Here is a 25,695-nt window from a genome sequence, read left to right as displayed (position 1 = left end):
CTTGGTCAGGAGACCGCTTGGTGGAGGCGGTCCGCCTGCTTGTCCTTGAGCGGTCCTATCACCGAGAGCGAGGGCCGCTGGTCCAGTACATCGCGGGCGACGGCCCGGACCTCGTCCGGGGTGACCTCCGCGATCCGGGTGAGCATGTCGTCGACCGACATCTGCGTGCCCCAGCAGAGCTCGCTCTTGCCGATCCGGTTCATGATCGCGCCGGTGTCCTCCAGGCCGAGGACGGTCGAGCCGGAGAGCTGGCCGACGGCCCGCTTGATCTCCTCGTCGGTGAGACCGTCGGAGGCGACCTTGTCGAGTTCGTCCCGGCAGATCCGCAGGACGTCGTGGACCTGGTTCGGCCGGCAGCCCGCGTACACGCCGAAGAGGCCGCAGTCGGCGAAGCCCGAGGTGTACGAGTACACGCTGTAGGCCAGGCCGCGCTTCTCCCGGACCTCCTGGAAGAGGCGGGAGGACATGCCGCCGCCGAGGGCGGTGTTCAGCACGCCGAGGGCCCAGCGGCGCTCGTCGGTGCGGGACAGGCCCGGCATGCCGAGGACCACGTGGGCCTGCTCGGTCCTGCGGTTGAGGTGCTCGACGCGGCCGGCCGTACGGACGAGGCGCTTGCCGTCGCGCGGGGCGACGGGGGCCGCGCCGGTACGGGTCAGGGCGCCGGCCTTCTCGAAGGCGCGGCGGACCTGGCGTACCACCGTGGCGTGGTCGACGTTGCCCGCGGCGGCCACGACCAGGTGGGTCGGGTCGTAGTGCTTCTTGTAGAAGCGGGCGATCTGGCCGCGGGAGAGGCCGTTGACCGTGTCGACGGTGCCGAGGACCGGGCGGCCCAGCGGGGTGTCGCCGAACATCGTCTGCGCGAACAGGTCGTGCACGACGTCGCCCGGGTCGTCCTCGGTCATCGCGATCTCTTCGAGGATGACCCCGCGCTCGGCCTCCACGTCCTCTTCGAGGACGAGGGCGCCGGTGAGCATGTCGCAGACGACGTCGATCGCCAGCGGCAGGTCCGTGTCGAGGACCCGCGCGTAGTAGCAGGTGTACTCCTTCGCCGTGAAGGCGTTCATCTCGCCGCCGACCGCGTCGATCGAGGAGGAGATGTCGAGGGCGGACCGCTTCTGGGTGCCCTTGAAGAGGAGGTGCTCCAGGTAGTGGGTCGCGCCGTTGAGACTCGGGGTCTCGTCGCGGGAACCGACCTGGACCCAGATGCCGAAGGTGGCGGAGCGGACCGAGGGGAGGGTCTCGGTGACGACCCTCAGGCCCCCGGGGAGGGTCGTGCGACGGACCGTGCCGATGCCGTCCTTGCCCGGGAGAAGCGTTTGGGTACGGGCGACGGCCCGCCCCTCCGAAGAGGGGCGGGCCGTCGTCACGGAACTACGGGACGTCACTGGTCGGTGTCGTCCTTCGCGTCAGCGCCGTCCTCGTCCGCGATCACGGGGATGAGGGAGAGCTTGCCGCGCTGGTCGATCTCGGCGATCTCGACCTGGACCTTGGAGCCGATCGCCAGCACGTCCTCGACGTTCTCCACGCGCTTGCCACCGGCGAGCTTGCGGATCTGCGAGATGTGCAGCAGACCGTCCTTGCCGGGCATCAGGGAGACGAACGCACCGAAGGTGGTGGTCTTGACGACCGTACCCAGGTAACGCTCGCCGACCTCCGGCATGGTCGGGTTGGCGATCGCGTTGATCGTGGCGCGGGCGGCCTCGGCCTGCGAGCCCTGCTGGGCACCGATGTAGATGGTGCCGTCGTCCTCGATCGTGATGTCGGCGCCGGTGTCCTCCTGGATCTGGTTGATCATCTTGCCCTTGGGGCCGATGACCTCACCGATCTTGTCCACCGGGATCTTGACGGTGATGATGCGCGGCGCGTTCGGGGACATCTCGTCCGGAACGTCGATCGCCTCGTTCATCACGTCGAGGATGTGCAGACGCGCGTCACGGGCCTGCTTCAGCGCGGCGGCCAGGACCGAGGCGGGGATGCCGTCGAGCTTGGTGTCGAGCTGGAGGGCGGTGACGAAGGTCTTCGTACCGGCGACCTTGAAGTCCATGTCGCCGAACGCGTCCTCGGCGCCGAGGATGTCGGTCAGGGCGACGTAGTGCGTCTTGCCGTCGATCTCCTCGGAGATCAGGCCCATGGCGATACCGGCGACGGCGGCCTTGAGGGGCACACCGGCGTTCAGCAGCGACATGGTGGAGGCGCAGACCGAGCCCATCGACGTCGAGCCGTTGGAGCCGAGGGCCTCGGACACCTGACGGATCGCGTAGGGGAACTCCTCGCGGGACGGGAGGACCGGCACGATCGCGCGCTCGGCGAGCGCGCCGTGGCCGATCTCGCGGCGCTTGGGCGAGCCCACGCGGCCGGTCTCGCCGACGGAGTACGGCGGGAAGTTGTAGTTGTGCATGTAGCGCTTGCGGGTCACCGGGGAGAGGGTGTCCAGCTGCTGCTCCATGCGGAGCATGTTGAGGGTGGTGACGCCCAGGATCTGGGTCTCGCCACGCTCGAACAGCGCCGAGCCGTGCACGCGCGGGATGGCCTCGACCTCGGCCGCGAGCGTACGGATGTCCGTGAGGCCACGGCCGTCGATACGGACCTTGTCCTTGATGACGCGCTCGCGGACCAGCTTCTTGGTCAGCGCGCGGTAGGCGCCGGCGATCTCCTTCTCGCGGCCCTCGAAGGCCGGGAGGAGCTTGTCGGCGGCGAGGTCCTTGACGCGGTCCAGCTCGGCCTCGCGGTCCTGCTTGCCGGGGATGGTGAGCGCCTGGGCGAGCTCGCTCTTGACCGCGGCGGTGAGGGCCTCCAGGACGTCGTCCTGGTAGTCGAGGTAGACCGGGAACTCGCCGGTGGGCTTGGCGGCCTTGGCGGCGAGGTCCGACTGAGCCTTGCAGAGGGCCTTGATGAAGGGCTTCGCGGCCTCGAGACCGGCGGCGACGACCTCCTCGGTCGGCGCCTCGGCGCCGCCCTTGACGAGCTCGACCGTCTTCTCGGTGGCCTCGGCCTCGACCATCATGATCGCGACGTCGCCGTCCTCGAGGACACGACCGGCGACGACCATGTCGAAGACGGCGTCCTCGAGCTCGGTGTGCGTCGGGAACGCGACCCACTGGCCGTTGATCAGGGCGACGCGGGTGGCGCCGATGGGGCCGGAGAAGGGCAGGCCCGCCAGGATCGTGGACGCGGAGGCGGCGTTGATCGCGACCACGTCGTACAGGTGGTCGGGGTTGAGCGCCATGATCGTCTCGACGATCTGGATCTCGTTGCGCAGGCCCTTCTTGAAGGAGGGGCGCAGCGGGCGGTCGATCAGGCGACAGGTGAGGATGGCGTCCTCGGAGGGGCGGCCCTCACGGCGGAAGAAGGAGCCGGGGATCTTGCCGGCCGCGTACTGCCGCTCCTCGACGTCCACCGTCAGGGGGAAGAAGTCGAGCTGGTCCTTGGGCTTCTTCGAGGCGGTGGTCGCGGAGAGGACCATCGTGTCGTCGTCCAGGTAGGCGACGGCGGAGCCGGCGGCCTGCTTGGCGAGGCGGCCCGTCTCGAAGCGGATGGTGCGGGTACCGAAGGTGCCGTTGTCGATGACGGCCTCGGCGTAGTGGGTCTCGTTCTCCACTAGTGGTTTCTCCTACGTGTTCGTCTTTGCGTCCGGGGCCCGTGTGGCCGGGGACGGGGTCGACGGGGCGGAGAGGCGCGCCTTGGGTGCGGGCCGGTCTTCGATCGAAGCACCCGGCATGTTCCGGGGGCCACTACCGAGGACCGGCGGCGATGCCGGCGGGCTTCTCGCTCGTCCGTCGTATGGGGTTGTGCGACCAGACTAAGTGCCTGTGTGCACTTTGTGCACGTACAGCAAAGGGAGCGGCCCCCTGAAAGTGGGAACCGCTCCCTTCACGGCGTGCTTACTTGGCGCCGCCGGCCGCACCGCGGCGGATGCCGAGGCGGTCGACCAGCGTACGGAAGCGCTGGATGTCCTTCTTCGCCAGGTACTGGAGAAGGCGGCGACGCTGACCGACGAGGATCAGCAGGCCACGACGGGAGTGGTGGTCGTGCTTGTGCTGCTTGAGGTGCTCGGTCAGGTCCGAGATGCGACGGGACAGCATCGCGACCTGGACCTCGGGAGAGCCGGTGTCGCCCTCCTTGGTGCCGAACTCGGCCATGATCTGCTTCTTGACAGCGGCGTCGAGAGCCACGCGGATCTCCTCTTGGATGTTCGTGCGCCCGCGAGTGCCCCTGGTCTAGGTCTCAGGGGAAGCTTCCGTGACTCGGCGGGCGAAGGTCCGATGGGCGCAGCTTCCAGAGCCTGGGAGGACTTCCGGAAGCGCGTACACAAACGGCCGTCACACAGCGTACCAGGTGGGGGGAGCGGCCTGTCGCCGGGTTACTTGCTCGTGAGGGAGCGGACCGCCGTGAAGACGTCGAGGACGGCGAGGCAGAGGGGGACGAGGGAGAGGAGGACGAAGCCCTCGGCGAGGTCGAGGAGGCGTCCCCAGAACGGGGAGAGCCCCTTCTTCGGGATGATCAGGCCGATGGCGGTGATCAGGGCGGCGCCGGCGGCGACGGAGGCGGTGAGCCAGATCGTCCGGATGTCGAGGCCGCCGCGGTCCCCGTACATGAGGAGGTCCTCGACGAGGTCGGCCGGGGGGTTGAGGGAGAGGCCGAGGACGAGGAGCGCGACGGCGGCGAGGCCGGCGACCAGGACGCAGGCGACCTGCGAGGTGTAGCGGAAGAGGCGGGCGCGGAGCAGCATCGCGAGGCCGGCGGCGAGGGCGAGGAGCTGGCCCCAGAGGTTTCCGGCGAAGCCGAGGACGGCGGCGGAGCCGACGACGACGGCCGCGCAGCCGCCGACGAGGCCGAGGAGCATCTCGTGGCCGCGGCGGGCCTGGAGGGCGATGCGCTCGCCGTCGACCGTCCGGATGTCGTCGCCGGCCGGCTGCGGGTCGCCGAGGAACTCGTCGTCGGCGGCGCTGCGCGGAGCCGCGTACCCGATGGGGAGGCGGGCGAAGCGGGCGGAGAGGCCGGGCAGGAAGGCGACGAGGCCGATGGCGACGGGGGCGCAGACGGCGGCGGTCTCGGTCGCGGTGCTCTCGGTGAGGATCGCGACGAAGGTGGCGAGGGTGCCGACGGTGGCGAGGAAGGTGGCCGCGACGAAGGGGGCGTCGCCGCTGGGGGTGAGGGCGACGAGGGCGACCGAGGCGACGAGGACGGTGACGCAGCCGAGGAGGAACTGGAGGCGGCCGGGTCCCTCGCCGGGGTCGGCGGCGACGATGCCGGAGCCGGCTATGAGGAGCAGGGGCAGGGCGCCGAGGCCGAGGGCGACGGCGGTGGCGCGGTCTCCGTAGACGCGGGCGCGGACGCCGGCGAAGGCGGTGAGGAGGAGTCCCGCCGCTCCGGCGATGATGCCGGGCAGGCTGTGCATGTCGTGGCGGACCGGGTCGGCGAACCAGAGGACGAAGCCCATGAGGACGAGCAGCAGGACGCCGCCGACGAGGCCGGCGCCGCGGAGCAGCTCGTCGCCCCAGAGGTGGCGGTCGCGGGTGACGGCGGAGGCGACGGCGTCGGAGACGTCGTCGTAGACGGCCGGCGGGAGGGACTGCGCGAAGGGGCGCAGGGAGAGGACCTCGCCGTCGAGGACCTGCTGGGCGACGAGGGTGCGGGCGCCGTCGAGGACGGAGCCGTCGCGGCGTACCAGGTGGTAGCCGGTGGGGGTGCCGGGGGCCTGCGTCTGGCCGGTGAGCCGGAGGATCTCGGGGTAGACGTCGGCGACGGCGATGTCCTCGGGGAGCGCGACGTCGATGCGGCTGTCCGGCGCCACGACGGTGACGCGGCAGAAGCCGGTCGCTGCGGTCGTACTCACGTGTCTGGACCCCCTGATTCGCGGTTGCGCCCGTCTGAAGCGCGGTCGTGTCCGTCCGAAGCGCGTTCGTGTCCGGCCTGGTTCGCGTCGCGCCCGGCCTGATTCGCGGTTGCGCACGGTGCGCGCGCCACCCTACCGGGGTCCCCCTCGGGGGGCTGCAAGTAGGATCGCCGTCCCATGGGGGAAGTCCGCGTGCTCGGGCCCGACAGGGGTGCCGGGGCGGGAGGTCCCGCCACGAGCCCGCCTCCTACGAGGGATTGATGCGCCGGTGAGCCAGATCGTCGTCAAACGCCCGCCGAGGGCGCTTCCGCCGGAAGTGCCCGGTGAGGAACTGGTCCTGGAGTCGCCGCCGGAACTTCCGCGGGGGCAGCAGGAGTCGGCGTTGATGCAGCTCCTGCCGATGCTCGGCATGGGTTCGTCGGTGGTCTTCTTCTTCATGACGCCGTCTCCGATCATGCGGATCATGGGCGTGCTGATGCTGGCGTCGACGGTCGCGATGGCCGTCGCCCAGTTCGTCAGATTCCGGCGCGGTACGCAGGGGCAAATGGCCGATGTCCGCCGGGACTACCTCAAATACCTCGCGCAGACGCGGCGTACCGTCCGGCGCACGGCGCGGAAGCAGCGGGACGCCCAGCTCTATCTGCACCCCTCCCCCGAGCAGCTGTGGTCGGTCGTGGCCGAGGGCTCGCGGGTGTGGGAGCGGCGGGTCGGCGACCACGACTTCGGGCAGGCGCGGATCGGGCTCGGCGCGCAGCAGCTGGCGACTCCGCTGGTGGCGCCGGACACGGCGCCGGTGGACGAGCTCGAGCCGCTGTGCGCGGGCGCGATGCAGCAGTTCCTCGCGGTGCACGGCACCTTGGACGGGCTGCCGATGGCGGTCTCGATGCGGGCGTTCTACCACGTGACGGTGTCGGGCGACGCGGAGTCGGCGCAGGCGGCGGCCCGGGCGCTCGTGGCTCAGCTGGTGACGCTGCACTCCCCCGACGACCTGATGCTCGCGGTCGTGGCGGCCCGCGGTTCGCAGGAGCGGTGGGACTGGACGAAGTGGCTGCCGCACGCGCAGATACCCGGGCAGGTCGACGGGGCCGGTACGAAGCGGCTGTTCGGCGACGACCTCGGCGAGCTGGAGGGGCCGATCCGGTCGCGGCTGGACGGGCGGCCGCGGTTCTCCCGGGACAACCAGCCGGTCCTCGACCAGCCGCACGTGGTCGTGGTGCTCGACGGCGGCATCGTGCCGCCGGACTCGCTGCTCGCGGCGGCCGAGGGGCTCCAGGGCGTGACGATCGTGGAGGTCGTGTCGGGCGAGCTCGACGAGCCGCGCGGCGGGCTCTCCGTGGTGGTGCGGCCGGGGCGGCTGAGTCTGGAGTTCGGCGGCGGTTACGCGTACGAGGGGCAGCCGGACGGGATGTCCCTGGCGGCCGCCGAGGCGCTGGCGCGGCAGCTGGCGCCGCTGCGGATGGGCGGCGGGGACGACGACGAGCCGCTCCTCGCCAACCTGGACTTCACGGATCTGCTGAACCTCGGGGACGCGGAGTCGGTGGACGTGGCGCGGACCTGGCGGCCCCGGACGGTGGCCGAGCGGCTGCGCGTGCCGATCGGTGTCGGCGAGGACGGCCAGCCGGTCATGCTGGACCTCAAGGAGGCGGCGCAGGAGGGCATGGGCCCGCACGGCCTGTGCGTGGGCGCGACGGGTTCCGGCAAGTCGGAGCTGCTGAGGACGCTGGTCCTGGGTCTCGCGGTGACGCACTCCTCGGAGACGCTGAACTTCGTCCTCGCGGACTTCAAGGGCGGCGCGACCTTCGCGGGCATGTCGCAGATGCCGCACGTGGCGGCGGTCATCACCAACCTGTCGGACGACCTCACGCTCGTCGACCGCATGGGCGACGCGATCCGCGGCGAGCTCCAGCGGCGCCAGGAGCTGCTGCGCTCGGCCGGCAACTACGCCAACATCCACGACTACGAGAAGGCGCGGGCAGCGGGTGCTCCTCTGGAGCCGCTGGCCTCGCTCGTCCTCGTGATCGACGAGTTCTCCGAACTCCTCACGGCCAAGCCCGACTTCATCGACATGTTCATCCAGATCGGCCGCATCGGCCGCTCCCTGGGCGTGCATCTGCTGCTCGCCTCGCAGCGCCTGGAGGAGGGCAAGCTGCGCGGCCTGGACACGTACCTCTCGTACCGGATCGGTCTGCGGACCTTCTCCGCGGCGGAGTCGCGGACGGCGATCGGCGTCCCGGACGCGTACCACCTGCCGTCGGTGCCCGGTTCCGGCTACCTGAAGTTCGGTACGGACGAGATGACGCGGTTCAAGGCCGCGTACGTCTCCGGGACGCACCGTCCGGGCGGGCCGCGTCTGGAGATCGGGCAGATGCCGGTGGAGCGGCGGCCCGCGCTGTTCACGGCGGCTCCGGTGCCGGTGGTCTACGCGGCGCCGGACCCGGCGTACCTGACGGCGCGGCGCAAGGAGGAGGACGACGCGCTCGCGGACACGGTCCTCGACGTGATCGTGCGCCGCCTGGAGGGGCAGGGCGTGCCGGCGCACCAGGTGTGGCTGCCGCCGCTCGACCAGGCGCCCTCGCTCGACCAGCTGCTTCCCGGGCTCACGCAGACGGCGGACCGGGGGCTCACGGCGGCGGAGTACACCCGGCAGGGGGCGCTCACCGTGCCGCTCGGGCTCATCGACAAGCCGTTCGAGCAGCGGCGCGAGGTGCTGTACCGGGACTTCTCGGGCGCGGCCGGTCACATGATGGTGGTGGGCGGTCCGCAGTCCGGGAAGTCGACGCTGATGCGGTCGCTGATCTCGTCGTTCGCGCTCACCCACACCCCGGCCGAGGTGCAGTTCTACTGCCTGGACTTCGGCGGTGGCGGCATGGTGGCGCTCGCCGACCTGCCGCACGTCGGCGGCGTCGCCTCGCGGCTCGACCCGGAGCGGGTGCGGCGCACGGTCGCCGAGGTCCTCGGCGTCCTGAACCGGCGGGAGGAGTTCTTCCGCTCGCACGCCGTCGACTCGATGACGACGTACCGGCGCAGGCGCGCGGCGGGCGAGCTGCCGGGCGAGGCCTGGGGCGACGTCTTCCTGGTCGTGGACGGCTGGGGGAGCTTCCGCAACGACTACGACACGCTGGAGCCGATCGTCGCGGACATCGCGGCGCGCGGTCTGGGCTACGGCATCCACGTGGTGATCACCGCCGCCCGGTACATGGAGGTGCGGGCGGCGCTCAAGGACCAGATGCTGGGCCGCCTGGAGCTGCGGCTCGGCGACGTCATGGACTCCGAGTTCGACCGGAAGGTCGCGGCGAACGTGCCGCCCGGGGTGCCGGGGCGCGGCCAGGTGCCGGAGAAGCTGCACTTCATGGGCGCGCTGCCGCGCGTCGACGGGTCGAGTTCGGCGGCGGACCTCGCGGACGGCACGGCCGCCTTCGTGCGGGCCGTGAAGACGAGCTGGACCGGGGCGCCCGCCCCCGCGGTGCGGCTCCTGCCGCGCAGGCTGCCGGCGGAGCAGCTGCCGAAGGGCTTCGAGTACCCGCAGCACGGCATCGCGGTCGGCATCGACGAGACGAATCTGGAGCCGGTCTTCGTCGACTTCGAGTCGGATCCGTTCCTGCTCGTCTTCGGCGAGAGCGAGTCCGGCAAGACGGCGCTGCTGCGCCTGATCGCCAAGCAGCTGTGCGAGCGGTACACGCCGGAGCAGGCGCGGATCGTGGTCGGCGACTACCGGCGGACGATGCTGGAGGCGGTGGCGCCCTCGCACCTCCTGGAGTACGCGCCGATGGCCTCGGCCATGCAGATGCACATGGACGCCATCAACACGGTGATGACGCGGCGGGCGCCGAAGCCGGACATCACCCCGCAGGAGCTGCGGGACCGTTCCTGGTGGTCGGGTCCGCAACTCTTCGTGCTGGTCGACGACTTCGAGCTGGTCGCGACCAACTCGGGGAATCCGCTGTCGGTCCTCGTGGAGAACCTGCCGTTCGCGCGGGACGTCGGCATCCGGTTCGTCGTGGCACGCAACCAGGCCGGTTCCTCGCGGGCGATGTACGAGCCGTTCATGCAGCGCGTGCGGGAGCTGGGCGCGCAGGCGCTGATCCTCTCCGGCGATCCGCAGGAGGGCGACATCGTCGGAGGCGTACGGGCGCGGCCGATGCCTCCGGGGCGGGCGACGTTCGTCTCGCGCAAGCGGGGGACGCCGCTGGTGCAGCTGGGCTGGCTTCCCGAACAGCACTGAGCGGAGGGGTCCCTCCCACTACTGTGGGAGGGACCGCTACCGCCGAAGGGAATGCGCCGATGTCCGACGCCCACGAGACCACCGCCGAGCTCGACGAGGCCGCGCGCGCCGCCGAGAAGCAGCGTCAGAAGGACGAGTTGTACGCCCTCGACATCTCCGGCGTCGAGTGGCAGGGCGCCCCGGGCACCAGCCCCGACGAGGAGCGCGTGGAGATCGCCTACCTGCCCGAGGGCGGGGTGGCGATGCGGTCCTCGCTCGACAAGGAGACGGTGCTGCGGTACACGAAGGCCGAGTGGGACGCGTTCGTCCTCGGGGCGCGGGACGGCGAGTTCGACCTCAAGTAGGCGGTACGCGCGTACGCGTGAGGGGGTGGCCCGTTTCGTCAACGGGCCACCCCCTCAGGCATGTTCGCCGTGGGTCACATGCGGAACCGGGCGGCGTTGCCGCGGTCGGTGTCCTGGTAGCCGACGACCGACTCGTCGAGGAGCTGGGCGATGCGCGCCAGGTCCTGGTTCATGCCGGCCTGGTCGCGGGTGATGCGGTCCTGGGTCTCGCGGTAGGCGATCTTCGCCTCGCCCTCCCAGTTGCCGGCGACCCGGTTGACCTCGGTCATGAGGTCTTCGAGCTTCTGGGTGAGGGTGGAGGAGGTCAGGCGGGTGTCGGCCGCCGCCTGCGTCACGGTGTCGTAATTGACCGCAGTGGTCATGGTGTTGACTCCTGGAGTGAGAGTGGCGCGGAGGACTGGTCGAGCCCGTGGGCTCGGATACCTGGGGTCGCTCAGATACCGAGGATGGCGCTCTGGTTGCCGCCGCCGGAACCGGCGCCGCCGCTGGCGTCCATCGTGCGGAAGGAGCGCAGACGGTCCTCCTCCTCGCGCGAGAAGCCGTCGGCGCTCATGCGCATGATCTCCTCGAGCTTCGCCAGCTCGTTCCGCATGCTGCGCAGGCGCATGTTCAGGTCGTTCTGGACCCGGTCGTACTCCTTGCTGGCGGCGCCCTGCCAGCCCGCCTGCACGCGGTCCACGACGCTGTTGAGCGAGGTGATGCGGGCCTGGAGCTCGTCGGAGAAGTCCTGGATGCGGCCGGCCAGCCGCATCTGTTCGGCACTGGTGACGTTCAGGTCTTTCGACATCTTGCCCCTTCTTCCTTCGGTGGCGTCGACGGCCGGGCCGTCGTGCCATCCGGTCGTGATGCGGACGGGAATCTTCTGATGCCGCCCCCGTGCGGGGTTCGCACTGTCGTGCGGCCCGCGACCACTTTAGCCATGGGCGGCGGCGGTTCCAACTGCAAAGGAGACACCGGAAATACGCCCGGTGGGTCCACCACGCATCCCTCAGTGAGCCCCTCTCCTGCGGCGGTTGTCGCGGATCACGGTGGCGGTTCCGGCGACCACGGCCACCAGTACGCCCCCGATCCCCAACGCGTAGGTGGCGAGCCGTTCGGAGCGCTCCTGGGGCGTCTCCGACAGCGCCAGGGCCGCGACCTCGGGCGTCGGCGGCTTCGGCGGGTCCGGGTCGGGCACGGGCGAGGAGGGCGGCGTCCCGGGGGCGTCGGCGAGCGCCCGCACCGGGTCGACGACTCCCCAACCCACGTAGTCGTCCCGGCCGTTGATCGAGCGGACCGCGGTCTGCTCGATCCGGGTGACGATCTGCGCGGCCGTCCACCGGGGGTACTTGGCGCGGAGCAGGGCGGCGACACCGGCGACGTACGGCGCGGAGAAGCTCGTCCCGTTGTCGACACACTGGCCGCCGCCGGGGACGGTGGAGACGATGTCGACGCCGGGGGCGGCGACGCCCACGAAGGTGCCGGACTGGGAGAAGGCGGCGCGCTCGTTGTTCCGGTCGGAGGAGGCGACGGCGAGGACGCCGGGGAAGCCGGCCGGGTAGGTCGTCTTCAGCCGGCCGTTCATGCCGTCGTTGCCCGCCGAGGCGACGACGACGATCTGCTTGTCGAGCGCGCGGGCCACCGCCTTGCCCATGGGCGAGTCGGGCGCCAGGGGCTCGGTGGTGTCCTGCGAGATGTTGATGACGTGGGCGCCCTTGGCGACTGCGTGGTCGATCGCCTGCGCCATGGTGTCGGACTTGCCGCTGTTCTTCTCGTCGTTCTGCCGGATCGGGATGATCTTCGCGTCGGGGGCGAGCCCGACGAAGCCGGTGCCCGGCCGCGGGCGGGCCGCGATGATGCCGGCGACCTTGGTGCCGTGGCCGACCTCGTCGACGGTGCCGTCGGTCTTGCCGCGCTTCTCGTCGCCGAAGCCGGGGTTCTTCTTGTCGGGCTTGAGGAAGTCCTTGCCCGCCTTGGCGTCGACGGCGTCCTTCAGCTGCGCGTTGACGTCGTCCACGCCGGTGTCGATGACGGCGACGCGGACGCCCTCGCCCTTGGTGTCCTGCCAGAGCTCGTCGAGCAGGACCCGCTGGAGCGGCCAGGGGGTGCCCTCGATCTGCTTCTTCATGGGGAAGGTGCACTCGCCGCCGCCGTCGAGCGCCCAGCCGTGAGCGGATTCCGGGGCCGGGGCGTCGGCGGCCGGGGCCGCGGCGGCGGGGCTCGCGAGGAGGCCGGTCAGACCGGTCAGGGCGGTGAGGGCGGCGGCGGTGAGCAGGGCCGCCGCGCGGTACGTCGTCGTCACCCGTGTCACCTCCTAGGAACCCTGCGGCTGGCGAGCGCTGTTGGTGTCGAGCCGGGGACCCTTCGACAGGAACTCGGACCATTCGATGGGGACGACCGCCGGCACGACCTTCGCGTAGCCGAGACGCTTCTGCGCGTCGGCCGGTTCCGGGCGTCCGTCGGCCTGCTGCTCCTGCTCCCCCGCGCCGATCTCGGAGCGGGCGGAGGAGCTGTCGCCGTTGGCCTGGACGGCGTACCGCAGTCCGGTGTCGGTGACGAGGAAGAGGGAACCGCCCTCGTCGGTCTTCTGGTTGCCCTGCACCTGGGTGTAGAGGAGGCCGCTGCCGGGGGTGACGTACGTGCTGGTGCCGCCGGCGGTGATCTCGGCGGGGTACTCGGTGCCCGCCCAGGTCGCGAGCGTCGTGCCGCCCTTCTCGTCGACGTCGAGGAGGACGCTGCAGACGGTGTCGCGGGCGCCCGCGCCGGTGAAGGCGTTGACCGTCCTGGACTGCTTCCGCGGCCAGTCGGCACCGGCGTTGAACTCCGCCTGGTCGGGCTGGAAGGAGGCGGCGTCCACGGCCGTGCGGTCGCCGTTCATGTCGAGGCGCTCGGTCTGCGGGGAGTTGATGAGCAGCCAGGCGGTGAACGGCGAGACGGGCTGCACCTTGCCCTTGAGGACCAGGTAGTCCTGGGGGCCGGCGCCCGTCTTGGTGTTGAGGACCATGCCGACGCGGTTCTCGGTGCCGCTGAGGGTGTTCCCGGGGATGTCGGCGGGCGCGCCTATCTCGCCGTCGATGCGCGGGAAGTCCACGGGGTCGCCGGTCTTGAGGGTGGCGAGCCAGTCGTCGGTGACGGGCTGCGGTTGCTTCCCGGGGCCGACGAGGGTGGTGAGCAGCACGGGGGAGTCGTTCTTCAGCGGGTACTTGGTGCCCGTGTGGTCCACGAGGAACTGGGCGCTGTCCTTCTGGCCCTTGACGTACAGGACCTCCCCGTCCTTGAGCTTGTTCGCGCCCCCGGTGCGGGCGAGGTCGCGCTCCGCGAAGAGAAAGGTGGCCTTCTGGACGCTGGCGCCCTTGCCGCCGCCGGGCTGTTCGCAGACGGCCCAGCGCTTCTTCTTTCCGGCGTCCTCGGCGGAGGGGAGGCGGTCGGGGGCGTACGGGATGCCGAGGATCGGGCCGCGCTGCTTGCCCTCGTCGAGCTTCTTGTCGTCGACCTGGACGACCTGGAACTGGTCGGGATTGAGCAGCAGACGCGCGGAGGCCAGGTTGAGGACCGGGTGCAGGAGCGTCTTCTTGTCCTCACCCTTGCCGGTCTCCAGGACGACGTACCGGGTCGTGGACTGCTTGCCGACGATGACCCGGGTGCCGGGGATGTCCCAGCCCTTGGGGGCCTGCGGGCTGAACATGCCCCAGGCGCCGAAGCCGGCCATGACCAGGGCGCCGACGACGAGTCCGGGGACGATCGCGCGCAGCGGCTTGGGCGCGCCTTCCTCCGTGCCGGAGGGCGACGGCTGGAGGAATGCCGCCACCGTGCGCTTCTTCGCAAAGGTGTACGCGTTGAGCTCGTCCCGGCGCGATGCCATGAGTCCCCCTTCTCGTCGGGCGCGGTCTTCGCGGTCCGCGCGCCGCCTCGCGCGCGGTACACCGGAACCGCCGCCCGGGCCCCGCCTTCCGGACCGGCCCCCTACTATGCCTGCTGTCCCTGGCCGCCCGTGGGGCGGGTAGGGTGATCCGGCCCCCAAAGCCCCGGCAGGCCAGGGCCATCGGGACGCACATCGGGACGAATTGAGGGGGATTCTCCATCATGGCTTCCGCGACGCGGACACGGCCCGCCGCGGCCGGCGCCTCCGCGCCCCCGCCCACGGGCCCCGGCGCGCAGGCCGGTTCGCCGGCCGCGGCCTCGGTCTCCCCCAGGCTCCAGGCGCGCCCGGGACACTTCGGTTCGTTCCGATTGCAACAGCTCGTACTGATCGAGGTGGCGGCGGCCCTGCTCGTCGTCGCCTGGGTCGTCGACCGGCTGTTGCTCGTCCCGGCGGGCGCGGTCGCCCTCGTCCTCGTCCTGCTCGCGGTCGTCCGCAGGCACCGGCGCTCGCTGCCCGAGTGGCTCGGCACCTTCTTCGCGCTGCGCGCGCGGACCCGCCGGGCGGCCTCCTTCACCGTGCCCGAGGGGACCGAGCCGGGGCTCGCCCCGGTGGTCGAGTGCGATCCGGCGCTGCGCACGTACGCGTACAGCGACCGCGACCGGCGGCCGGTCGGGATGATCGGTGACGGAACGTTTCTGACGGCGGTCGTACGGGTCGAGTCGGACGGCACCGCGCTGCGGCCCGACCGCGCGGCGAAGCCGCTGCCGGTCGGCCTGGTCCGGGACGTCCTGAGCGTGGACGGCATCCGTCTGGAGTCCGCGCAGATCGTGCAGCACACGCAGCCCGCGCCCGCTCCGCACCTGCCCGCGCAGTCGGTGGCCGCGCGCAACTACGGGCCGCTCCAGGCGCAGTCGGGCGCGCCCGCCGTGCGGATCACCTGGATCGCGCTGAAGCTCGATCCCGAACTGTGCCCGGAGGCGGTCGCCGCGCGCGGCGGCGGCATGACGGGCGCGCAGAAGTGCGTGGTGCGGACGGCGGACCAGCTGGCGAGCAGGCTCGCGGGCGCCGGGTTCCGGGCGAGCGTGCTGACCGAGCAGGAGCTCGTGTCGGCGCTCGCCACCTCGTCCTGCGCGAGCCCGATGGCGATCACCCAGGCCGGCCGCGGGCAGGCGCAGCCGCGGCGGACGCAGGAGACCGCGCGGACCTGGCGGGTCGACGACCGCCGCCACACGACGTACTGGGTGGGCCGCTGGCCCCAGTTGGGCGGTGCCGGGGGCGGCGCGGGCGCGTCGATGCCGCAGCTCGTGGCCCTGCTGACCTCGCTGCCCGCGCTCGCGACGACGTTCAGCCTGACGCTGAGCGGCGGTGACCGGCAGGAGGTGACGGTGACCGGACACGTACGGATCACCGGGCGCAGCGACGAGGAGCTGGTCGCCGCGCGGCACGAACTGGAGCGCGCGGCCCGCGGGGTGCGGACGGGTCTCGTCCGGCTCGACCGCGAGCAGGCGCCGGGCATGCTGGCGACGCTGCCGCTGGGAGGTGCGCGCTGATGTCCTCCTCCGCTTTCGGGACCCCCGGCCCCTCCGGAACTCCCGGCCCCTCCGGGACGCCCGCCGCCTCCGGGGTCGGCCGGTCGCCCCGGGCCTCCCGGTCCCCCCGCACGTCCGGGCGTACGGGGCGGGAGGCGCGCCCCCGGTTCGGCTTCGGGCTCGTCGGGCCGCGCCGCGACCGGCACTCCGTACCCGTCGACCAGCTCGACGCGCTGGCCCTGCCCGTCGGCGACGACGGGGTGGTGATCGGCGTCGACGCCGAGAGCCGGGCGGCCGTTCTCGGCATCAACCGGCCCGTCCCCTACGACGTCACGCTCATCGGCGGCCTGTGGACCGCGCAGGTCCTCGCCCTGCGCGCCGCCGCCACCGGCGCGCGGGTGGTCGTCGAGACCGGCCGCGCGCAGGCGTGGACGGGGCTCGCGCAGGCCGCCGGCGGCGGACAGCCGTGCATCTCGCTGCACGACGTCGGCCGGGTGCCTCCGCAGGGCGCCTCGGCCGGCAGCCCCGTGGTCGTCGTGCGCGACTGCGGCATGCGGCCGCCGCGCGGCCGGGTCGTGTCGGCACCCTGGCAGTCGGTCGTGACCCTGCTCCCGTATCTGAGCCCGGTCGCGCCCCGCCTCCTGGAGAAGTCCTCGCTCGTCGGCGTCCAGCGGGTCTCCCCCGACGAGGCGGCGCAGATCGGCCGCATCATGGGCCTCCCGCGTCACGAGTACGAGGCGCTGTCCACGCTCGCGGACGGGGTGACCCTGTGGTGCACCCCGAACGACCGGCAGTTCGTCATGACGCAGGCCACGGACGCGGAGACCGGGCTGCTCGGCGGCGCACGCCGGATGGACTGACGGCCCGTGGCCCATGGGGCCTGCCCTCCGGGATGCCCCGCCGATTAGGCTGGACGGGCCCCGCCCTCGACGGCACAAGGGTGCTCGACCACACCAGGAGGCAAAGTGAACGGCGATCGCGACGAGATCCACGCGGGTTGGAATCCGCCCGCCGACGATCAGTCCGACGCGGATCCCGCTGAGATGACGGGTGAGTTCACCATCGACTACACCCCGCCCGCCTGGTACACGCAGAACGCGTCGGGCGGTGCGGCGGGCGGTGGCGCCACTCCCCCGCCGCCGAGCGGTGTGCCCGTCGCGGTGCCGGGGCTCCCGGCGGGCAGCGGGTTCGAGCCGGGCTGGGCGGTACAGCCGCCGGTCCCGCCGACGCCGATGCCTGCGCCTGTGCCGATGCCGCCGGCTCCGGTCGCGCCGGTCGCGCCGGTCGCGCCGGTTGCCCCTGTTCCGCCCGTCGCGCCGATACCTCCCGTGGCGCCTGTGGTGTCCGAGGTCGTCGAGGAGCCCGCGACCATGCGCTTCTCGCCCGCCATGCTCCAGCAGGAGATCGAGGAGCGGGCGGCGGCCGAGAACTCCGGGGACGCCCCGGCTGCCGACGTGACCGCCGAGGCCGAGGCGGAGGTGGAGGCGGAGGCGGAGGGCGGAGTCGAGACCGAGGCCGAAGCCGACGCCGACACGGATGTCGTGGCCGAGGCCGAGGCCGTGGCCGACGAGCAGCCTGCGGCCGAGGCCGCCGAGGAGACCGCGGGCGAGAGCCAGGACGCGGGCGACGACGAGGTCGAGGCGCCCGAAGCCGAGGCCCCGGCGGACGCCCCGGTCGACGCCCCGGTCGAAGCCCCCGTCGAAGCCCCCGTCGAAGCCGTCGGCGGTACGGAGGAGGTCGTCGCCCCCGAGGCCGACGCCGCCCTCACCGCACCGCTCCCCCCGCTTCCCCCGGCGTTCCAGCCGGCCGCGCCCCTGCCGCCCGCCGCCGCCTGGCCCGGGCAGCCCGCGCCCGTACCGCCGCAGGCGCCGGGCGCGTACGGATACCCGCAGCCCGGAGCCGTACCCCCTCCGCAGTCTCCGCAGCCTCCGCAGGGCGGCTACGGGTTCCCGCAGCCCGGTACGCCCCCGCAGCCTCAGGGCGGGTACGGGTTCCCGCACCCCGGCACTCCCCCGCAGCCCCAGCCGCAGCCTCAGCCCCAGCCGCCGCAGGGCGGGTACGGGTACCCGCAGCCCGGAGCCGTACCGCCGCAGCCGTACCAGCCCCAGGCGTACGGCGCCCAGCCGCCGGTCGACCCCCGGACGGGGGCGTCCTGGCCCTCGCCCGTGACGCACGACCAGCGGGAGCGGTCCGTGCCGGGCGCCCCGCTCGGGTACAACGCGGCCGTCGAGCTCTCCTCGGACCGGCTGCTCCGCAACAACAAGCAGAAGCCCAAGTCGAGCCGTAACCCCGGCGGGGCCGCCCGGTTCAAGCTCGGCGGCAAGAAGGAGGAGGCGGAGCGGCAGCGGAAGCTGGAGCTGATCCGCACGCCCGTCCTGTCCTGCTACCGGATCGCCGTCATCTCGCTCAAGGGCGGTGTCGGCAAGACCACGACGACCACCGCGCTGGGCGCGACCCTGGCGACCGAGCGGCAGGACAAGATCCTCGCGATCGACGCCAATCCGGACGCCGGCACGCTCGGCCGCCGCGTGCGGCGCGAGACCGGGGCGACCATCCGCGACCTCGTGCAGGCGATCCCGTACCTCAACTCGTACATGGACATCCGCCGGTTCACCTCGCAGGCGCCCTCCGGTCTGGAGATCCTCGCCAACGACGTGGACCCGGCCGTCTCGACGACGTTCAACGACGAGGACTACCGGCGCGCGATCGACGTGCTGGGCAAGCAGTACCCGATCATCCTCACGGACTCCGGCACGGGCCTGCTCTACAGCGCCATGCGCGGAGTGCTCGACCTGGCCGATCAGCTGATCATCATCTCGACGCCCTCCGTGGACGGCGCCTCCAGCGCGTCGACGACGCTCGACTGGCTCTCCGCGCACGGGTACGCCGACCTGGTGCAGCGCTCCATCACCGTCATCTCCGGCGTGCGCGAGACCGGCAAGATGATCAAGGTCGAGGACATCGTCCAGCACTTCCAGACCCGCTGCCGCGGTGTCGTGGTCGTGCCCTTCGACGAGCACCTGTCGGCCGGCGCCGAGGTGGACCTCGACATGATGCGGCCGAAGACCCGCGAGGCGTACTTCCACCTCTCGGCGATGGTGGCCGAGGACTTCGTGCGCGCGCAGCAGGCGCAGGGGCTGTGGACCGGCGACGGGCAGGGCGGGGTGCCGCCGCACATGGCGCCGCCGATGCCGGGGCAGTACGCCCCCGGTCAGCCCGCACCGGGGCAGTTCCCGCCCGGGCAGCCCGCGCCGGGGCAGTACGCCCCCGGACAGCCGATGCCGGGACAGTCGATGCCGGGGCAGACCGCGCCGGGTCAGGGACAGCCCCTGCCGGGCCAGTTCCCGCCGGGTCAGTTCCCGCCGGGAGCGCCGGTGGCGGGGCAGCCCCTCCCCGGCCAGTTCCCGCCCGGGCAGTACGTCCCCGGTCAGCCGGCGCCCGGACAGCCCGCGCCCGGACAGCCGTACGCGCCCCAGGCTCCGCAGCCCGGGCAGCCGTACGGCGGGCCGTCGCAGCCCGGACAGCCTCAGCCGGGGCAGCAGCAGCCACTGCCCGCGCAGGCGTACCCGCCGCAGGGGTACGCCCCCGCTCCCGGCGCCCAGCCCTTCCCGGGCCAGGCCCCGATGCCCGGCCAGGCCCCGATGCCGGAGCCTCACGGATCGGAGCCGTACCCGCCGAGTCCGTACGGCTCGGCCCCGTACGGCTCGGCCCCGTACGGCTCGGCCCCGTACACCCCGGGTCAGCCCGCCCCCGGGCAGCCGTACCCCGCGCCGGGCACTCCCCCGCCCGGTCCGCAGCAGACGGGACAGCCGGGACAGCCGGGACAGCCGGGGCAGCCGCTTCCCCCGCAGGCCGACCCGCAGGGGCCGCCGCAGGCACCGCCGCAGGCACCGCCAGCCCCTCAGCAGTAGGGCGTCACAGGCGTAGACCAATGAGGCCCCGTATCGGTGATCCGATACGGGGCCTCGCCGCATTCCCGCAGCCCACAAGGGGTATGACACATCGTTGACGCGGTACGGCGCCGCTGATAGACCTTCGCTTCACCAGTTGGCGCCCCCAAGATCCACGACACGAGGTCACGTCCTATGGTCATGGTCACGAAGGTCCCACTCCTGCTCGCCACCGCACTCGCCGCCACCGCTCTCGCCGCCGTCCCCCACACGGCGCAGGCGCAGGCGACGGCCGACCCGAAGAGCGGTCCCGCCACCCTCACCGTCGCCGTCTCGCAGAGCATCGACTCGCTGAGCCCGTTCCTCGCCCAGAAGCTCACCTCGACCAGCATCCACCGGCTGGCCTACGAGTACCTCACCAACTACGACGCCAAGGACGCCCGGACGATCCCGGGCCTGGCGACCGCGTGGACCTCCTCGCCGGACAAGCTGACGTGGACGTACACGATCCGCGAGAACTCGACGTGGTCCGACGGGAAGCCGGCCACCGCCGAGGACGCGGCCTGGACCCTCACCAAGATGATGACGGACCCGAACGCCGCCACCGCGAACGGCAGCTTCACCGCCAACTTCAGGAAGGTCACCGCCCCCGACCCGCGCACGCTCGTCATCGAGCTGAAGAAGCCGCAGGCGACGATGACGGCGCTCGACGTGCCGATCGTGCCGAAGCACGTCTGGGAGAAGGTCGACGACTTCTCGAAGTTCAACAACGACAAGCAGTTCCCGATCGTCGGGAACGGCCCGTTCGTCATCACGGACTTCAAGGTCGACCAGTACATCAAGCTCAAGCCGAACAAGTCCTTCTGGCGGGGCGCGCCCAAGTTCGACGAGCTGGTGTTCAAGTACTACAAGGACGGTGACGCCGCCGTCGCCGCGCTCCAGAAGGGCGAGGTGTCCTTCGTACCGAACCTGACGCCGGCCCAGGCGGACGCGCTGAAGTCGCAGAAGAACATCAAGGTCAACGACGCCCCCGGCCGCCGCTTCTACGCCATCGCCACCAACCCGGGCGCCAAGGCGCAGAACGGGAAGACCTTCGGCAACGGGCACAAGGCACTGCTCGACCCGGAGGTGCGCAAGGCGCTCTTCCTCGCCGTCGACCGGACGACCGTCGTCGGCAAGGTCTTCCAGGGGCACGCCGTCGAGGGCGAGGGGTACATCCCGCCGCGCTTCGGCTCGTACTTCTGGAAGCCGGAGGGCGCGCAGAAGCGGGCGTACGACCCCGCGAAGGCGGCGCAGGTCCTCGACGCGGCCGGGTACCGGACCGACGGCGACGGGAAGCGGCTCGGCAAGGACGGCAAGCCGCTGTCCTTCCGGATCCTCTGTCACGCCACCGACCCGAACGACAAGGCGATCGGGAAGTACCTCCAGGAGTGGTGGGGGAAGCTCGGCATCGGGCTGAAGGTGGAGTGCCTGGACAGCGTCTCGGACCCGTGGGTCAAGGGCGACTACGACCTGGCCTTCGACGGCTGGTCGGTGAACCCCGACCCGGACTACGTGCTGTCGATCCACACCTGCGGCGCGCTCCCGGCGACGCCGAAGGACAGCGGGGCGACGGACAACTTCATCTGCGACAAGGAGTTCGACGGGCTGTACGCGCAGCAGGCGGTGGAGTACGACGCCGCCAAGCGGGCGGATCTGGTCAAGCGGATGCAGTCCCGGCTGTACGACACGGGGTACATGAACGTCATGGCCTACCCGAACGCCCTGGAGGCGTACCGCACGGACCAGATCGCGTCCATCACCACCATGCCGTCGGCCGCCGGAAACCTGTGGGGACAGGACGGCTACTGGAGCTGGTGGTCGGCCGTGCCCGTCGCGGCCGCGGACGACACCACCGACGAGAGCTCGTCCACCGGGCTGATCGTGGGAATCGGTGTGGCCGTGGTGGTCGTGGCCGGTGCCCTCGTCCTGCTCCGCATGCGCCGCCGCGCCACCGCCGACGACCGCGAGTAGCCGGTGGCGACGGCAAGCACCCCCGCCGACGTGGCGCGGGCCGAAGAGGCCCGCGCCACGGACGGCGCGTCCCGCACCGGTTCCTCCCTCGGCTATCTCCGTCACGCGGCGGGGAAGCTGGGCGGCGCGCTCGTCTCGCTCCTCGCCGTGCTCGTCACGAGCTTCTTCCTGTTCCGGATCATCCCCGGTGACCCGGTGAAGGCCATGACACACGGAATCCCGACCTCGGCCGAGCAACTGGCCACACTGCGCCGCCAGTTCGGGCTCGACCTGCCGATGTGGCAGCAGTTCACCGACTACTGCGCGAAGGCCCTGAGCGGCGACCTCGGCACCTCGTTCCAGTTCCGGGCACCCGTCGGGGACCTGATCGCGGAGAAGCTGCCCGCGACCCTGCTCCTGACGGGGGTCGCCGTGGTGATCTACTCGGCGCTCGGGCTGTGGCTCGGCACCCGCTCGGCCTGGCGGCACGGCGGGCTCGGGGACAGGCTGAACACGGGGATCGCGCTCACACTGTGGTCGGTGCCCTCGTTCTGGCTCGGGCTGCTGCTCATCATCGTGTTCTCGGTCGGCATGGGGCCGGTCCCCGGGCTCTTCCCGACCGGCGGCATGGAGTCGGGGACGGGCGAGACCGGCTTCGCGTACGCCCTCGACGTCGCCCACCACCTGGTGCTGCCCGTGGTGACCCTCGTCGCCGTCGGGTACGCGCAGACGCTGCTCGTGATGCGCTCCTCGCTGCTCGACGAGATGGGCGGCGACTACCTGACCACCGCGCGGGCGAAGGGGCTGCGGGACGACGTCGTGCGGCGCCGGCACGCCGTGCCGAACGCGCTGCTGCCGACCGTCACCATGATCTTCATCAACCTGGGGCACGTGGCGGCCGGTTCGATCCTGGTGGAGACCGTCTTCTCCTGGCCGGGGCTCGGCGGGCTCTTCTACCAGGCGCTCAGCGTGCCCGATCTGCCGCTGGTCCAGGGCCTGTTCGTGGTCTTCGCGGGCGCGATGATCCTGATGAACCTGATCGCCGACCTGCTCTATCCGCTGCTCGATCCCCGGGTGGGACGATGACCACTTCCCTCGTGTGGGAGCGCCGCCGCAGGACAGCGGGGCGCTTCTGGACCGCGTACCGGAGCCGTCGCGCCGGCCTCTACGGGCTCATCGGGCTCGCCGTGATCGCCCTGCTCGCGCTGACGGCCCCGCTCACCGTCGGCGCGGACGTGCAGTCGGTGACCGAGGCGCCGGGTACGGCCCTGGAGCCGCCGAGTGCCGAATTCCCGCTCGGAACCGACCAGTTCGGGCGCTCACTGCTCGGCCTGCTGATCTGGGGCGCGCGGATCTCGCTGCTCGTCGGGCTGCTCGCGGCCACCCTCTCCGTGGCCATCGGGACGCTGGTCGGGATCATCGCCGGGCACTACGGCGGCTGGTTCTCGACGGTCGTCATGCGGATCACGGACTGGTTCCTGGTGATGCCGACGCTCGTCCTCGCGATCGTCCTCGCCACCGTCATGTCCCGGTCGATGTGGACGGTGGTCCTCGCGATCGGCGTGACCTCCTGGCCGACGACCGCGCGGCTCGTGCGCGCGCAGACCATCGCCGTCGAGTCCCGCCCGTACATCGAGCGGGCGACCGCGCTCGGCGGCGGGCACCGGCACGTCATGACCCGGCACGTCCTGCCGAACGTGATGCCGCTCGTGCTCGCGCAGACCACGCTCGGCATCTCGACGGCCATCCTCACCGAGGCGACCCTCGCCTTCCTCGGACTCGGCGACCCGACGGTCGTCTCCTGGGGCGGGATGCTCCAGGACGCCCGGGACGCGGGCGCGGTCTCCTCGGGCCACTGGTGGTACCTGGCCCCGCCCGGCATCGCCATCGCGCTCGTCGCGCTCGCGTTCACCCTGTGCGGACGCGCCGTGGAGTCCGTGCTCAACCCGAAGCTGGGGGTGGGTCGATGACGGCACAGAGCCTGTTGGAGGTACGGGACCTGAGGGTGACGTACGGCTCCGGCGCCGGGGCCGTACCCGCCGTGCGCGGGGTCGACCTCAGCCTGGAGGCGGGCAGCAAGCTGGGCGTGGCCGGCGAGTCGGGGTGCGGGAAGTCGACGCTCGCGCTCGCGCTGCTCCGGCTGCTTCCGGCCTCGGCACGGGTCGAGGGCGAGATCCTGCTCGACGGCGAGGACGTCCTCGCCATGTCGTGGGGGCGGCTGCGGGCCGTGCGGTGGGCGGGCGCGTCGATCGTCTTCCAGGGCGCGATGCACTCGCTGAACGCGGTGCACCGGATCGGCGACCAGATCGCCGAGCCGCTGCTCGTGCACGGCCGGTCCACCCCGGCGGCGGCCCGGCGGCGGGTGGGCGAGCTGCTCGAACACGTCGGGCTTCCGGCGGCGCGGGCCGCCGCCTATCCGCACGAGCTGTCCGGCGGGCAGCGGCAGCGCGTGATGATCGCGATGGCGCTCGCGTGCGATCCGCGGCTGATCGTCGCGGACGAGCCGACGACCGCGCTGGACGTGATGATCCAGGCGCAGATCCTGCGGCTGATCGAGGGGCTCGTCGCCGAGCAGTCGATCAGCCTCCTGATGATCAGCCACGACCTGGCGGTCCTCGCCGACACCTGCGACCGGCTCGCCGTGATGTACGCGGGGCGGGTCGTCGAGGAGGGGCCGGCCCGGGAGGTGTACGAGGCGGCGGCGCACCCGTACGGCCGTGCGCTGTCCTCGGCGTTCCCGCGGATCGGCGACCTCTCCTCCCGGCGGGCGCCGCGCGGGCTTCCGGGCGACCCGCCCGACCCGGCGGACCTGCCGGACGGCTGCGCGTTCCATCCGCGCTGCCCGGTGGCGGTGGCGGCGTGCGCCACGCTCGACCAGGAACTGCGGGAGGCGGGCGCGGGGCGCCGGGCCGCCTGCGTACACGTGGGGAGCCCGTCATGAGCCGACCGCCCCTTCTGACCGCCCAGGGGCTGCACGTCACCTTCCCGGGGCGGCGGGGCGCGCCGCCCGCGCGCGCGGTGGACGGGGTCGACCTCGACATCGGGCCCGGCGAGATCGTGGCGCTCGTCGGCGAGTCCGGCTGCGGCAAGACGACCCTCGCGCGCTCGCTCCTCGGGCTCGTGCGGCCGACGTCGGGCACGGTCTCCTTCGACGGGAAGCCGCTCGCGTACTCCTCCGGCGCCCTCAAGTCGTACCGGAAGCGCGCGCAGTTGGTCCTCCAGGACCCGAGCGGGTCGCTGAACCCCCGGCACACGGTGTACGAGGCGGTGGCGGAGGGCCTGCGGATCCACGGGTACGCGGGCGACGAGCGCGCGGCGGTCGCCGAGGCCCTCGCGCGGGCCGGACTCCGGCCGCCGGAGCGCTTCTTCCTGCGCTACCCGCACGAGCTGTCCGGCGGCCAGCGGCAGCGCGTGGTCATCGCGGGCGCGCTCGTCCTGGAGCCCGAACTGATCGTCGCGGACGAGCCGGTGGCGTCCCTCGACGCGTCGGTACGGGGGGAGATCCTGGCCCTGCTGCTCCGGCTGCGCGACGAACTCGGGCTCTCCGCGCTCGTGGTGACGCACGACCTGGGGCTCGCGTGGAACATCGCGGACCGGGTGGCGGTCATGTACCTGGGCCGGATCGTGGAGACGGGACCGGTGGAGTCCGTCCTCACGGCGCCCCGGCACCCGTACACCCAGGCCCTGTTGTCCGTCCTTCCGGAGTCGACGGAACCGCCGGTCGTCCTGACCGGCGAACCCCCCGACCCGTCCCGCATCCCCTCCGGCTGCCGCTTCCACGCTCGTTGCCAGACCCTCGCCTCGGGCACGGCGGCCGAGGTCGCGGACAGCTGCCGCACGAAACCCCTGCCGGTCCTCGCCGGGGGCGTGGGCGAGGGCGGGCAGGGGGTGGCGTGCCACTGGGTGGCGGCCGTGGAGGACGGGCGGGGCTGAGGGGGGCGCGGGTGGGGGCCGCTGCGCGGGGCCTTCACCCCACCCCGCCCCTTCCCGAAACCGGGGGCGCTGCCCCCGGACCCCCCCGCCGCCAAACCCCGGGCGGGG

General features: G+C 72.3%; 18 protein-coding genes. 10 read left to right on the top strand and 8 right to left on the bottom strand.

All coding sequences use genetic code 11. The annotated features are described in order from the left end of the window. Nucleotides 1-5 precede the first annotated feature (5 nt). The 4 genes from ACFC0Z_RS14120 to eccD form a co-directional block, all read right to left on the bottom strand. The gene (locus ACFC0Z_RS14120) at nt 6-1,385 is read right to left on the bottom strand and encodes a M16 family metallopeptidase (protein ID WP_376436607.1); all 1,380 of its coding nucleotides are present in this window, start codon (nt 1,383-1,385) and stop codon (nt 6-8) included. After that, nucleotides 1,382-3,598 carry a polyribonucleotide nucleotidyltransferase gene (locus tag ACFC0Z_RS14115; RefSeq protein WP_376436604.1) on the bottom strand — a complete coding sequence of 739 codons (2,217 nt, stop codon included), beginning with the start codon at nt 3,596-3,598 and terminating at the stop codon, nt 1,382-1,384. Before ACFC0Z_RS14115 ends, ACFC0Z_RS14120 begins: the two co-directional genes overlap by 4 nt. A gap of 283 nt (nt 3,599-3,881) precedes the next feature. Beyond that, the gene (rpsO, locus tag ACFC0Z_RS14110; protein WP_015036567.1) at nt 3,882-4,172 is read right to left on the bottom strand and encodes a 30S ribosomal protein S15; all 291 of its coding nucleotides are present in this window, start codon (nt 4,170-4,172) and stop codon (nt 3,882-3,884) included. A gap of 188 nt (nt 4,173-4,360) precedes the next feature. Beyond that, nucleotides 4,361-5,836, bottom strand: a complete 1,476-nt coding sequence (eccD, locus tag ACFC0Z_RS14105) for a type VII secretion integral membrane protein EccD (protein ID WP_376436601.1) — start codon at nt 5,834-5,836, stop codon at nt 4,361-4,363. A gap of 268 nt (nt 5,837-6,104) precedes the next feature. Here eccD and eccCa point away from each other — a divergent pair, with 268 nt between their 5' ends. Then, nucleotides 6,105-10,058 (top strand): type VII secretion protein EccCa, encoded by a 3,954-nt coding sequence (gene eccCa, locus ACFC0Z_RS14100; RefSeq protein WP_376436599.1) that lies wholly within the window; start codon nt 6,105-6,107, stop codon nt 10,056-10,058. Between the two features lie 59 nt (nt 10,059-10,117). Continuing rightward, complete coding sequence (locus tag ACFC0Z_RS14095; protein ID WP_376436596.1) at nt 10,118-10,402, top strand: DUF397 domain-containing protein; 285 nt, start codon at nt 10,118-10,120, stop codon at nt 10,400-10,402. 74 nt (nt 10,403-10,476) lie between these two features. Here the strand turns inward: ACFC0Z_RS14095 and ACFC0Z_RS14090 are convergent, their stop codons facing one another. From ACFC0Z_RS14090 to eccB, 4 genes are all read right to left on the bottom strand, one after another. Continuing rightward, nucleotides 10,477-10,764 carry a WXG100 family type VII secretion target gene (locus ACFC0Z_RS14090; protein ID WP_376436593.1) on the bottom strand — a complete coding sequence of 96 codons (288 nt, stop codon included), beginning with the start codon at nt 10,762-10,764 and terminating at the stop codon, nt 10,477-10,479. A 71-nt stretch (nt 10,765-10,835) separates the two neighbouring features. Continuing rightward, the gene (locus ACFC0Z_RS14085) at nt 10,836-11,189 is read right to left on the bottom strand and encodes a WXG100 family type VII secretion target (RefSeq protein ID WP_376436590.1); all 354 of its coding nucleotides are present in this window, start codon (nt 11,187-11,189) and stop codon (nt 10,836-10,838) included. A 201-nt stretch (nt 11,190-11,390) separates the two neighbouring features. Then, on the bottom strand, nt 11,391-12,683 hold the full coding sequence (gene mycP / locus ACFC0Z_RS14080) for a type VII secretion-associated serine protease mycosin (protein WP_376436587.1): 1,293 nt from the start codon (nt 12,681-12,683) through the stop codon (nt 11,391-11,393). A 12-nt stretch (nt 12,684-12,695) separates the two neighbouring features. Then, a complete protein-coding gene (gene eccB, locus ACFC0Z_RS14075) occupies nt 12,696-14,243 on the bottom strand; it encodes a type VII secretion protein EccB (RefSeq protein ID WP_376436584.1) in 1,548 nt (515 codons plus the stop codon). Nucleotides 14,244-14,464: 221 nt separating this feature from the next. Between eccB and eccE the strand changes: the two genes are divergently transcribed. The 8 genes from eccE (at nt 14,465) to ACFC0Z_RS14035 (ending at nt 25,587) form a co-directional block, all read left to right on the top strand. Beyond that, a complete protein-coding gene (eccE, locus tag ACFC0Z_RS14070) occupies nt 14,465-15,793 on the top strand; it encodes a type VII secretion protein EccE (RefSeq protein ID WP_376436581.1) in 1,329 nt (442 codons plus the stop codon). Continuing rightward, complete coding sequence (locus ACFC0Z_RS14065; RefSeq protein ID WP_376436578.1) at nt 15,793-16,632, top strand: hypothetical protein; 840 nt, start codon at nt 15,793-15,795, stop codon at nt 16,630-16,632. Before eccE ends, ACFC0Z_RS14065 begins: the two co-directional genes overlap by 1 nt. A gap of 105 nt (nt 16,633-16,737) precedes the next feature. Further along, nucleotides 16,738-19,683, top strand: a complete 2,946-nt coding sequence (locus ACFC0Z_RS14060) for an SCO5717 family growth-regulating ATPase (protein ID WP_376436576.1) — start codon at nt 16,738-16,740, stop codon at nt 19,681-19,683. A 174-nt stretch (nt 19,684-19,857) separates the two neighbouring features. Then, nucleotides 19,858-21,675, top strand: coding sequence for an ABC transporter substrate-binding protein (locus ACFC0Z_RS14055; protein WP_376436574.1), 1,818 nt, complete (start codon nt 19,858-19,860; stop codon nt 21,673-21,675). Between the two features lie 3 nt (nt 21,676-21,678). Beyond that, on the top strand, nt 21,679-22,740 hold the full coding sequence (locus tag ACFC0Z_RS14050) for an ABC transporter permease (protein WP_376436571.1): 1,062 nt from the start codon (nt 21,679-21,681) through the stop codon (nt 22,738-22,740). Then, on the top strand, nt 22,737-23,624 hold the full coding sequence (locus ACFC0Z_RS14045) for an ABC transporter permease (protein WP_376436568.1): 888 nt from the start codon (nt 22,737-22,739) through the stop codon (nt 23,622-23,624). Before ACFC0Z_RS14050 ends, ACFC0Z_RS14045 begins: the two co-directional genes overlap by 4 nt. Continuing rightward, entirely contained in the window at nt 23,621-24,595 is a 975-nt protein-coding gene (locus ACFC0Z_RS14040) for an ABC transporter ATP-binding protein (protein WP_376436565.1), read from the top strand. Before ACFC0Z_RS14045 ends, ACFC0Z_RS14040 begins: the two co-directional genes overlap by 4 nt. Then, complete coding sequence (locus ACFC0Z_RS14035; protein WP_376436562.1) at nt 24,592-25,587, top strand: ABC transporter ATP-binding protein; 996 nt, start codon at nt 24,592-24,594, stop codon at nt 25,585-25,587. Before ACFC0Z_RS14040 ends, ACFC0Z_RS14035 begins: the two co-directional genes overlap by 4 nt. The last annotated feature ends 108 nt before the right edge of the window (nt 25,588-25,695 follow it).

It is taken from the genome of Streptomyces sp. NPDC056144, from assembly GCF_042264145.1.
Classification (GTDB): Bacteria; Actinomycetota; Actinomycetes; order Streptomycetales; family Streptomycetaceae; genus Streptomyces.
The sequence above is the reverse complement of the archived record's forward strand: the minus strand, read 5'-3'. Positions and strand labels throughout refer to the sequence as shown.